Source organism: Thioalkalivibrio sp. ALMg13-2, assembly GCF_000381185.1.
In the GTDB taxonomy this organism is placed as follows: domain Bacteria; phylum Pseudomonadota; class Gammaproteobacteria; order Ectothiorhodospirales; family Ectothiorhodospiraceae; genus Thioalkalivibrio; species Thioalkalivibrio versutus.
The window spans coordinates 229,741-239,388 of record NZ_KB906102.1; the positions used below are offsets into that span (position 1 = coordinate 229,741).

Below are 9,648 nucleotides of genomic sequence, written 5' to 3' on the forward strand. Positions count from 1 at the left end.
CTTGCCAGCCTCAAAGCGAGATCGGCAACGGGTTGAAGTAGTGCCGCCCGCCCTGGATCGGCTCCAGGAACTGCACCAGCTGGTCAAAGTCGGCCGGGTTGTTCACCCAGTCGATCTCGGTGGCGTTCACAATCACGAGCGCCGGTCCTTCGAAATGATAGAAGAATTCCGCATAGGCCGCGTTCAAGCGCTCCAGATAACCGGCCTCGATGTGACGTTCGTACGGTCGCGCCCGGCGGCGGATGCGCTCCTGCAGCACCTCCACCGGCGCCTGCAGGTAGACCACCAGGTCCGGGCGCGGCAGCCCCCCGCGCAGATGGCGGAACATCTCGCGGTAGATCTCCAGCTCGTCCGGATGCAGGTTCAACTCGGCGAACAGCGGGTCCTTGTCCATCAGGTAGTCGGACACATGGCTCTGTTCGAACAGGCCCTTCTGCGCCAGCGGCGTCAGCTGGCGCACGCGCTGCACCAGAAAGTGCAACTGGGTCGCCAGGGCGTGCTTGTCCGGCTCCTGATAGAAGCGATCCAGGAAAGGGTTCTCGTCCGGGGCCTCGAAGATGCCCTCCGCCTGCAGGTGCTCGGCCAGGCGCTTGGCCAGGCTGGACTTGCCGACCCCAATCGGTCCCTCTACCGCGATGAAATCGAAATCGGCAAGGCTCATCCGCGTCCCTCCGCAGTCGCCACGGCCTCCTGCGGTTCCGCGATCGGGATCAGGCTCGCACCGTCGAAGCGCTGCGCCAGCCGATCCAGCGACCCCACTCCCGGGATCTGCAGCGACGGCGCCAGCTCCAGCAGCGGCAGGATCACAAAGTCGCGCTCGGCAATCCCGGCGTGCGGCACCTTCAGCCCCGGCAGATCCAGCGACTGCTCGCCGAACAGCAGCAGGTCCAGATCCAGCAGGCGCGGCCCCCAGCGGGTACCGTCCCGCTCGCGCCCGCAGGCGCACTCGATGGCCTGCAGCTCCGCCAGCAGGTCCAGCGGCTCCAGCCGGGTGTGCAGACGGGCCACGGCGTTCACGTAGTCGGGCTGGTCCTGCGGGCCCATCGGCGGGTTACGGAACAGCCGCGAGCGCCCGATCAGACGCGTTTGCGGCAACTCATGCGCCAGCCGGGCAAAGGAGTCCCGCACCTGCGTCTCGGGGTCACCCAGGTTGGCGCCGATCCCGATGAACGCGTGCACGCCGCGGGCAGGCACGCTGCTCATTCGCCGCCACCCCCCGATTCCGGGTTTGCGCCCGCATCGGCGCTCGCGCCGGCGCCGCCCTTGCGTCCCCGACGCCGGCGCCGGCCGCCACGGCGTGACTTGCTCTTGGCTCCAGCCTTGCCATCCCCTTTGGGAACACCCTTGCCCTGGGCACCCGCCATGGCCTTCTGTGCGTCCTCGTCCAGCTCCTGGATCTCGGTCCACCACTGACACAGCTCGGGGTCGGCATCGCCGGCGCGGGCGCGCAGGCAGAGAAAGTCATAACCGGCGCGAAAGCGCGGATGCGTCAGCAGGCGCAGCGCACGGCCACCACGGTGGCGCTCCAGCCGCGCCTGGAGTTCCCAGATCTCGCGCACAATCAGGCTGAAGCGTTTGGGAATGGACACCGTCTTCACCTGACGATCCAGCACCTCGGCCATCGCCTGCTGCCAGGCCGGAATCTCCTGTTCGTCGGCCGCGATCCGTTTGGCCGCGGCCACCTGCACCGGGGCCCAGAGGATCGCCGCGTAGAGGAACGCCGGGTTCACACCCAGGCCTTCATTGATGCGCTTGTCGGTATTCAGCAGCGACTCGACCAGGAACTGGCGGCGCTCGGGGCCAACGTCCGGATCGGCAAAGCAGGCCGCAGCCTCGGGGAACATCGGCTCGAACAGGCCGAGGCGTTCCAGCTCGTCCAGACAGGTGACCGCCGCACCGCTGTGGAACAGCTTGATCACCTCGTCGAACAGCCGCGCCGGGGCTACCATCTGCATCAGCGAGGCGAGATCAAGGATGCCGGCCTCGACCTCCGGCGCGATGGTCAGACCCAGCTTGGCGGCGAAGCGAACCGCTCGCAGCATGCGCACGGGGTCTTCGCGCAGGCGCGTCTCGACGTCGTCGCCGATCAGGCGCAGCTCGCCCGCGCGCAGGTCCTCGAACCCACCGGTGTAATCCAGCACCGAGAAATCCTCGATGTCGTAATACAGGGCGTTGATGGTGAAGTCGCGGCGCACCGCATCCTGCTCGATGGTGCCGTAGCGATTGTCGCGCAGGATACGACCTTCCTCGCTCAGCGCGACCTGGCCTTCGTCCTCGGACTCGTCGTCATGCGGCGCGCGGAAGGTCGCCACCTCGATCATCTCGCGTCCGAACAGCACATGCGCCAGGCGAAAGCGACGCCCGATCAGACGGCAGTTGCGGAACAGGCCACGCACCTGCTCGGGGGTGGCGTCGGTGGCGACATCGAAGTCCTTCGGCTCGCGGCCCAGCAGCAGGTCGCGCACGCCGCCGCCCACCAGGCAGGCGCGATAACCGGCCTCGCGCAGCCGATAAAGCACCTTCAGGGCGTTGTCGTCGATCGCCGCGCGCGAGATGCCGTGCTCCGCACGCTCGTAGACGCGCGGTTCCGGCAGCTCGCTGTCGGGCCGGGACGGGGTTGCGGGGTCAGCCTTTGTCACGCGATACCGTATCGGTGGTCGAAAGCGCCGTATGGTAACAGCTTGGCCGGATTCATCCCGTTTTTTGTACCGGACGCGGGGCGGCGGTTTCGCCGGTCAGGCGCCAGCGCCGATAGTCGTCGAGGATACGTCGGTGGTCGAAGACCAGCACCTGGCCCGGGTCTTCCGGGTCCAGCCAGGCGCAGTCGGCAGCGTCATCCCCGGCCCTGGCCTCGCCCCGGCCCCGCGCGATGTAGACCGCGCTGACGGTGTGCCCGCGCGGGTCGCGCTGCGGGTCGGAATACACCCCCAGCAACGCCTCCAGCTCGACCTCCAGCCCGGTCTCTTCGCGCGCCTCGCGTACCGCGGCATTCTCGGTCGACTCACCGACGTCGACGAAGCCGCCCGGCAGGGCCCAGCCGTGCGGGGGGTTGTGGCGCTCGATCACCAGCACACGACCGGGCTGCGCCGAGTGGCGGATGACCATGTCCACCGCCAGCCGGGGTGTGACGGGCGGGCCACTCGAGCCTTCGGGGTTGCTCACTCGGATTCACTCCTGTCGCTGCCGTCCTGGCGAATAAAGCGGCGGATCTTGCGCCGCTCGCGCTTGTCCGGGCGCCGGCTGGGGGCGCTGTCCGCGACCGCGCGCTCGGCGCGCCGGCGTTCGCTTTCGGCCGCGCGCCGGGCCTGGCTTTCTTCGGTCTCGGTGTACAGCGCCTGGGCTTCGCGCGCCGGCCGTCGCTGATCGCTCAAATGGACCACATCCAGCTCCCAGACCTGCGGGCCGCGGTGGATGGTCAGGCGATCACCGGTGTGCACCCGACGCGCCGGCTTGCAGCGCTCGCCGTTCACGTGGACCTTGCCGCCGCCGACCGCCTCGCTGGCGAGGCCGCGCGTCTTGTAGAAACGGGCGGCCCAAAGCCATTTGTCGATCCGCAGCCCGGCGCCGGGCGCCCCGTTGTGGCCGCTACCCTTGCCCAAGGCTTTCCCGCGACATCACGAGGGGAGACAATGCGCCCCCTTTAATAGCGAGGAACCGGCGACCCGGATCGGGGCCCCGCCCCACCTGCGGACGCCGAAGACCACCATGAATCTGCCGCATCTGCACCTGATCAGTTTCGCCATCTGTCCGTTCGTTCAGCGTAGCGTGATCACACTGAAATACAAGGAGGCGCCGTTCGAGCTGAGCCTGATCGATCTGGCCAACCCGCCGGACTGGTTCCGCGAACGCTCGCCCCTGGGCAAGGTTCCGCTGTTGATCGTCGACCACGATACGGTGCTGTTCGAGTCGGCCGTGATCAACGAATATATCGATGCCATTACCCCGCCCGCGCTGATGCCGACCGACCCGCTGGAACAGGCACGCACCCGGGCCTGGATCGAGTACCTCTCGGAACAGACCTTTGCCCAGTACCACTGGATGACCGCGACCACCGAGGATGCCTTCGAGCTGGCGCGCCACACTGCCGCACGCGGGCTGGAGCGCCTGGAACAGCAGATGACGCAGGACGGCCGCCTGGCCGCGCCCGGCTTCTCGCTGATTGATGCCACCCTGGCCCCGATCCTGATGCGCTATGCGCTGCTGGAGGATCCGGACAGCCCCTGGGAGACCGAGGCCTTTCCGCGCCTTGCGGCCCGCTGGGACCAGCTGCGCGAGATGCCGGCCGTGCAGGACTCCGTCCCGACCGACTTTGCGGCACAACTGGCCGACTACCTGCGCCAGCAGGACGGCTTTGCGCCAGCGCATTTCGCCGCGCAGCTCGACGAGCACACCTGAACCCAGCTTCGCCCGACCTCCTGCCCCGGAGGTCGGCCTCGGTTCGTCATCCGGCGTTTACCTTGCCTTCGGTCCGCCGCCTGCCTGGTTGTGGCTGGCCATGGTTTGCCCTCCGGTGTTTACGGTGGCTTCGGTCCGCTTACTGCCACGCGCTCTCTCGCGAGCGCACCGCGAGGCACTTTCTTGCTTGCCCAAGAAAGTGCCCAAAGAAGGGCCCCCGGATTCCGCCCGGGAACCTTGCTGCGGACGCGCCGGGCCGGCGGCGCTGAACTCGCTGCGCCTGCGGCTCCGCTCAGACATCCAGCGCCTTCTTCCGGCCCATCACGCCCTCCGCGAGGGGCTCCATACGGGAAGAGTAAGGTCAAAACAGGCGGTATCCCGTAGGGTGCCGTTGAGCGCAGCGAAACGCACCGTTCCCCACGCCGCGCGAAACCCTGATGCGATTCGCTGCGCTCATCACATCCTACGCCCCCCGGCGCCCGCTCCGCGGGCGCGGCACGCCATGGCCGAAGGCCGAGCGTGCCGAAGATGTATGAACACCTAGCCATCATCTATTGGCCATAGCGCCGGGATAGCCGTTGTTTGGACCTACCTCCCCGTTGTCGTCGCGCCGAGTGGAGAGGCTTTTCGCGGGATTCAAGGCGCTGGATGTTTGAGCGGAGCCGCAGGCGTAGCGAGTTCAGCGCCGCACGCGAAAAGCCTCGGAGCGAGGGAAACCCCGGCCCGCACAGCGGGCCGGGGTCGCGGCAGTCGGGCGTGTTTCTTGGGTACTTCTTTGCACGAGCAAAGAAGTACCTCGCGGCGCGCTGGCGAGTCAGCGCATGGCAGGCGGCGGACCGGAGGCAAGGTAAACACCAGATGCCGAACCCGGGCCAGCCACAACTGAGCGCGAAAAGGACCGAGAGCGAGCCCGCATCACACGCCGTGTGCGTCGCGTCGGTGCAGCGGGGAAGAAACTACGGGAAGCGCGAGGTCAGGCGGGGCGGTGCGGGCAGGCGCTGTCGGTGCAGTCGCCGTACAGGACCAGCGCGTGGTCCTTGATGGCAAAGCCGTGGTGCTGCGCCACCTCGCGCTGACGCCGCTCGATGGTCTCGTCGAAGAACTCCTCGACCCGCCCGCACTGGTTGCAGACGATATGGTCATGGTGCCCGCCCCGCTCCAGCTCGAACACCGCCTGGTTGCCCTCCAGGTGCAGGCGGCAAACCAGCCCGGCCGCCTCGAACTGCGTCAGCACGCGATACACCGTGGCCAGACCGATTTCCTCGCCGGAATCGAGCAGCTCGCGATAGATCGCCTCGGCCGTCAGGTGACGGGTCTCCGAGTTCTCGAGGATCTCGAGGATCTTCATCCGCGGCAGCGTGACCTTGAGCCCGGCCTTCTTGAGATTACTCGTTTCCATTGCCCGTTTTCCCGGTCCCGTCCGCTTGAGAGAGGCGGGACGCTTTGGTGTACCATGCGCGTTCACGGCCCACCAGACGCCGAGGACCGCCCGCTCAGATGATCAAGATTCTCATTTCTATCGCCGTGGCCGCAAGCCTGCTGAGCGCCTGCGGCGGCCTCAACCAGTTCCGTCTGGATGTCCAGCAGGGCAATGTGATCGACCCCGTACAGGTGGCCCAGATCCAGCCCGGCATGACCCCGCAGCAGGTCCGCTTCCTGATGGGGTCGCCCCAGCTGGAGCCCGCCTTCCGGGCCGATGACCGCTGGGACTACGTCTACTATCGCCGTCCAGGCTTCGGCTCCACCGAACGCCAGCGAGTGACCGTGCATTTCGACAACGGCGTAGTCAGCCATGTGGATGCCGACATCCCGCAGCCGGTGGCGCTGGACGAGCATCCGGTCGACAGAGACAACGACTGACACCCGCGCGCGGCGGCATATTTCGCCGCCGCAAGCCCCTGCTACTCCTTCGCGTTGTCGGCCGGCGCCTCCTTCGGCTTGTCGTCGGCGGCGCCGGCGTCACCCTTGCCCGGCTTTTTCTTGCGCCCCTTGTCGGCACGCTGGCGCCGCACCTCCTTCGGATCCGCGATCAGCGGGCGATAAACCTCGATGCGGTCGCGTGGGCGCAGCACGGTGTCCCTACGGGTGATCTTGCCGAAGATCCCGACCTTGGCGTTGTCCAGATCGATCTCGGGAAACTGCAGTTCAATCTCCGACTGGCGCAGCGCGGTATCGACCGTCGTGCCCTCGGGCACCACCAGCGGCAGGATCACCTGCCGGTCGGGCCGCGCGTAGGCAATCTCCACCCGGATCATGCCGCCCTCTGCGGCCGGTGCCACGTGGCTATCCGTCACCGTGGACCTCGCGCGCGCGCTGGACAAAGGCATCCACCAGCGAATTGGCAATCTGAGTGAACACCGGGCCAATCGCAAAGGCCATGAGCCGGTTGGCAAACTCGAACTCCAGCTCCAGGGCGATGCGGGTCTTGCCGCCCTCGACCTCGGTAAAGCTCCAGGTCCCGTGCAGGCGTCGGAACGGCCCGGAGACCAGGCGCATGTCGATGCTTTCCGGGCGCTTGAGCGTGTTCCGGGTGGTGAACGACTTGTGCAGCGCCCCCTTGGCCAGCTCGATCGTGCCCTCCACCTCGTGCTCGCCACGCGGGCGCGCGGAGGCACTGCGGCAGCCGGGCAGGAACTGCGGATAGGCGTCTACGTCATTCACCAGATTGAACATCTGCTCACGGCTGTAGGGCACGTCCGCGTAGCGGCGAATCTTCGAGGCCATCAGATCAACTCCACGGCGCGCAGGAACACAAACAGGATCGCGACCGGCGCGACGAAACGCACCAGAAAGTACCAGACCTGGTAAAGGACCGGGTGCTTGAGGCGCAGCTCGGACTGCACCGAGCGCTCGGTCATGCGCCAGCCCACGAAGATCGCGATCAGGAACCCACCCAGCGGCAGCAGGATGTTGGCCGTCACGTAATCCAGCAGGTCCAGGATGCCCATGTCGAACAGGGTGTAGTCGGACCAGACGTTCAGCGACAGCAATGCGCCGATGCCGAGGAACCAGGCCCCGATGGCGATCATCGCGGTCGCCATCACCCGGGTCAGCCCCATGTTCTCGACCAGGAAGGCGACCGCCGGCTCGATGATGGAGATCGCCGAGGTCCAGGCCGCAAACACCAGCAACACGAAGAACATGGTGCCGAAATACAGCCCGCCCGGCATGTCGGCAAAGGCCAGCGGCAGGGTCACAAAGATCAGCCCCGGCCCCTGCTCGGCCGACAGCCCGGCCCCGAGCACGATGGGGAAGATCGCCAGCCCGGCCATGATGGCGACCAGGGTGTCCGCCCCGACCACCGCCGCGGAGGTGCGCGCGATCGACGCATCGCTCTGCAGATAGCTGCCGTAGATCATGATCGCGCCCATGCCCAGGCTGAGCGTAAAGAAGGCCTGGCCCATCGCCAGCAGAACCGCGTTGGCGGACAGCGCGGAGAAGTCCGGATACAGCAGGAACTCCAGTCCGGCGAGGAACTGCCCCTCGACCATCGCATAGCCGACCATCACCACCAGCATCACGAACAGCAGCGGCATCAGAATGGTCACCGCCTTCTCCAGGCCGGACTGCACCCCACGCGCGACCACCATCGCCGTCATCACCATGAAGATGGTGTGCCAGGCCAGCAGGGCCTCCGGGTCCGCCAGCATGTTGCCGAACATCGACTCCGAGCCATCTGCATCCAGCCCGAGAAAGCCGCCGGTCCCCGACTTGAAGACGTACGACAGCGACCAGCCGGCGACCACGCTGTAAAACGACAGGATCAGGAAACCGGCCAGCACCCCGATCCAGCCGATCATGCCCCACGCGCGCGTCAGGCCCTCCTCGCGCGCCAGCGCCGACATGGTATTGATCGGGCTCTGCCGCCCGCGCCGGCCCAGCAGGATCTCCGCCATCATCACCGGCAGGCCGATCAAAAGGATGCAGCCGAGATAAACCAGCACGAAGGCGCCCCCCCCGTTCTCACCGGCGATATAGGGGAAACGCCAGATATTGCCCAGGCCAACGGCCGAACCCGTGGCCGCGAGAATAAAGGCCAGACGGGTCGTCCATTGCCCGTGGATCGAGGTCGTGGCTGGCATCGGTGACTCCTTGTTGAACGGAGACGGGGGGCGCTCCCGCGGGCCGCCGCCCCCGGCAGCGGCCAGGGCCGGTCGCGCAAGCGCATCGCCGGGTCCGCCGGAATTGTGGGGCAGCGGGTCGCCCGGCTCAACTTTCACCCCGCGCGCCCGGACATTCGGACTGCTTCGGCCGCCCGCCTGCAGTACACTGCCCGGGTTATGGGAAAGAACAAGAAACAAGCCAAGGAACCGTCCAGCACCATCGCCCTCAACCGCAAGGCGCGCCACGAATTCTTCATCGAGGACCGCCTGGAGGCGGGGATGGAGCTCGAGGGCTGGGAGGTCAAGTCGATGCGCGCGGGCCGCGCGCAGCTGAGCGAGGCCTACGTGCTGCTGCGCAACGGCGAGGCCTTCCTGTTCGGGGCCCACATCACCCCGTTGCCGACCGCCTCCACCCATATCAATCCGGATCCCAGCCGCACGCGCAAGCTGCTGCTGCATCGCTCGGAGATCAACCGCCTGGTCGGCGCGGTGGAGCGCAAGGGCTACACCCTGGTGCCCATGGCTCTGTACTGGAAGCGCGGGCGAGCCAAGCTCGAGATCGGCCTCGCCAAGGGCAAGAAGGAATACGACAAGCGCGCTGACAAGAAGGACAAGGACTGGGAACGCGAGCGGGCGCGGATCCTGAAGCACGGCTAACGCCGCCCCGCCCACCATCCCCATTCCGGCTCGCGCCGGATGTCCCTGCCCCGTCACTCGCCGTTTACGGTGCCTTCGGTCCGTCGCCTGCCAGGCTGTGGCTGGCCTTGGTTCGCCCTCCGGTGTTTACGGGGGCTTCGTCTGGCCGCCTGCCACGCGCTCTCTCGCGAGCGCACCGCGCCCGTTGTTGATCAAAAACTGGCTTCTTTGCTCGTGCAAAGAAGCACCCAAGAAACACGCCCGACTGCCGCGACCCCGGCCCGCTGCGCGGGCCGGGGTTTCCCTCGCTCCGAGGCTTTTCGCGGGCGGCGCTGAACTCGCTGCGCCTGCGGCTCCGCTCAGACATCCAGCGCCCCGTGTCTATTTAGAATCGTCCCGCGAAAAGCCTCTCCACTCGGCGCGACGACAACGGGGAGGAAGGTCAAGACAACGGCGATCCCAGCGTTCCTGCCGGTGGATGATGGCTAGGTCTTCGAGCATCTTCGGCACGCTC

At 67.0% G+C, this 9,648-nt stretch carries 12 protein-coding genes and 1 pseudogene; 3 read left to right on the plus strand and 10 right to left on the minus strand.

Translation table 11 applies throughout. From position 1 onward, the window contains the following. Nucleotides 1–10: 10 nt before the first annotated feature. Genes F618_RS0103750 through F618_RS0103770 form a run of 5 tightly spaced genes read right to left on the minus strand, consistent with a single transcriptional unit; the run spans nucleotide 11 to nucleotide 3,599 of the window. On the minus strand, nucleotides 11–661 hold the full coding sequence (locus tag F618_RS0103750) for a deoxynucleoside kinase (protein WP_019567782.1): 651 nt from the start codon (nucleotides 659–661) through the stop codon (nucleotides 11–13). Then, a complete protein-coding gene (gene folK, locus F618_RS0103755; RefSeq protein WP_019562814.1) occupies nucleotides 658–1,203 on the minus strand; it encodes a 2-amino-4-hydroxy-6-hydroxymethyldihydropteridine diphosphokinase in 546 nt (181 codons plus the stop codon). Before folK ends, F618_RS0103750 begins: the two co-directional genes overlap by 4 nt. Next, nucleotides 1,200–2,639: a polynucleotide adenylyltransferase PcnB gene (gene pcnB / locus F618_RS0103760; RefSeq protein ID WP_019567783.1), complete on the minus strand. Its 1,440-nt coding sequence runs from the start codon at nucleotides 2,637–2,639 to the stop codon at nucleotides 1,200–1,202. Before pcnB ends, folK begins: the two co-directional genes overlap by 4 nt. Nucleotides 2,640–2,691: 52 nt before the next feature. Beyond that, nucleotides 2,692–3,162 carry an NUDIX hydrolase gene (locus F618_RS0103765; RefSeq protein WP_019567784.1) on the minus strand — a complete coding sequence of 157 codons (471 nt, stop codon included), beginning with the start codon at nucleotides 3,160–3,162 and terminating at the stop codon, nucleotides 2,692–2,694. Further along, nucleotides 3,159–3,599 (minus strand): RNA-binding S4 domain-containing protein, encoded by a 441-nt coding sequence (locus tag F618_RS0103770; protein ID WP_018938995.1) that lies wholly within the window; start codon nucleotides 3,597–3,599, stop codon nucleotides 3,159–3,161. Before F618_RS0103770 ends, F618_RS0103765 begins: the two co-directional genes overlap by 4 nt. Before the next feature lie 106 nt (nucleotides 3,600–3,705). On the opposite strand from F618_RS0103770, the gene F618_RS0103775 reads away from it, so the two are divergent. After that, the gene (locus F618_RS0103775; protein WP_019567785.1) at nucleotides 3,706–4,395 is read left to right on the plus strand and encodes a glutathione S-transferase family protein; all 690 of its coding nucleotides are present in this window, start codon (nucleotides 3,706–3,708) and stop codon (nucleotides 4,393–4,395) included. 292 nt (nucleotides 4,396–4,687) lie between these two features. On the opposite strand, the pseudogene F618_RS16565 reads toward F618_RS0103775, so the two are convergent. Then, a pseudogene (locus F618_RS16565) lies at nucleotides 4,688–4,946 on the minus strand (hypothetical protein). 422 nt (nucleotides 4,947–5,368) lie between these two features. Then, nucleotides 5,369–5,794 carry a ferric iron uptake transcriptional regulator gene (fur, locus tag F618_RS0103780; RefSeq protein WP_018145396.1) on the minus strand — a complete coding sequence of 142 codons (426 nt, stop codon included), beginning with the start codon at nucleotides 5,792–5,794 and terminating at the stop codon, nucleotides 5,369–5,371. Nucleotides 5,795–5,892: 98 nt separating this feature from the next. On the opposite strand from fur, the gene F618_RS0103785 reads away from it, so the two are divergent. Continuing rightward, on the plus strand, nucleotides 5,893–6,255 hold the full coding sequence (locus tag F618_RS0103785; protein ID WP_018145395.1) for an outer membrane protein assembly factor BamE: 363 nt from the start codon (nucleotides 5,893–5,895) through the stop codon (nucleotides 6,253–6,255). A gap of 41 nt (nucleotides 6,256–6,296) precedes the next feature. On the opposite strand, the gene F618_RS0103790 is transcribed toward F618_RS0103785, so the two are convergent. Genes F618_RS0103790 through F618_RS0103800 form a run of 3 tightly spaced genes read right to left on the minus strand, consistent with a single transcriptional unit; the run spans nucleotide 6,297 to nucleotide 8,477 of the window. Further along, a complete protein-coding gene (locus F618_RS0103790; protein ID WP_018145394.1) occupies nucleotides 6,297–6,650 on the minus strand; it encodes an RnfH family protein in 354 nt (117 codons plus the stop codon). A gap of 28 nt (nucleotides 6,651–6,678) precedes the next feature. Continuing rightward, a complete protein-coding gene (locus F618_RS0103795) occupies nucleotides 6,679–7,119 on the minus strand; it encodes a type II toxin-antitoxin system RatA family toxin (protein WP_018145393.1) in 441 nt (146 codons plus the stop codon). After that, nucleotides 7,119–8,477 (minus strand): sodium-dependent transporter, encoded by a 1,359-nt coding sequence (locus tag F618_RS0103800; protein WP_018168070.1) that lies wholly within the window; start codon nucleotides 8,475–8,477, stop codon nucleotides 7,119–7,121. The genes F618_RS0103795 and F618_RS0103800 overlap by 1 nt, the downstream gene beginning before the upstream one ends. 198 nt (nucleotides 8,478–8,675) lie before the next feature. Between F618_RS0103800 and smpB the strand changes: the two genes are divergently transcribed. Next, nucleotides 8,676–9,155 carry an SsrA-binding protein SmpB gene (smpB, locus tag F618_RS0103805; RefSeq protein WP_018938998.1) on the plus strand — a complete coding sequence of 160 codons (480 nt, stop codon included), beginning with the start codon at nucleotides 8,676–8,678 and terminating at the stop codon, nucleotides 9,153–9,155. Nucleotides 9,156–9,648 lie beyond the last annotated feature (493 nt).

What these genes read in the sequence shown, in the direction of transcription:
- F618_RS0103750 (WP_019567782.1), bottom strand. Translation starts at nt 661, where the DNA reads ATGAGCCTTGCCGATTTCGATTTCATCGCGGTAGAGGGACCGATTGGG.
- folK (WP_019562814.1), bottom strand. Translation starts at nt 1,203, where the DNA reads ATGAGCAGCGTGCCTGCCCGCGGCGTGCACGCGTTCATCGGGATCGGC.
- F618_RS0103775 (WP_019567785.1), top strand. Translation starts at nt 3,706, where the DNA reads ATGAATCTGCCGCATCTGCACCTGATCAGTTTCGCCATCTGTCCGTTC.
- fur (WP_018145396.1), bottom strand. Translation starts at nt 5,794, where the DNA reads ATGGAAACGAGTAATCTCAAGAAGGCCGGGCTCAAGGTCACGCTGCCG.
- F618_RS0103785 (WP_018145395.1), top strand. Translation starts at nt 5,893, where the DNA reads ATGATCAAGATTCTCATTTCTATCGCCGTGGCCGCAAGCCTGCTGAGC.
- F618_RS0103790 (WP_018145394.1), bottom strand. Translation starts at nt 6,650, where the DNA reads ATGATCCGGGTGGAGATTGCCTACGCGCGGCCCGACCGGCAGGTGATC.
- F618_RS0103795 (WP_018145393.1), bottom strand. Translation starts at nt 7,119, where the DNA reads ATGGCCTCGAAGATTCGCCGCTACGCGGACGTGCCCTACAGCCGTGAG.
- F618_RS0103800 (WP_018168070.1), bottom strand. Translation starts at nt 8,477, where the DNA reads ATGCCAGCCACGACCTCGATCCACGGGCAATGGACGACCCGTCTGGCC.
- smpB (WP_018938998.1), top strand. Translation starts at nt 8,676, where the DNA reads ATGGGAAAGAACAAGAAACAAGCCAAGGAACCGTCCAGCACCATCGCC.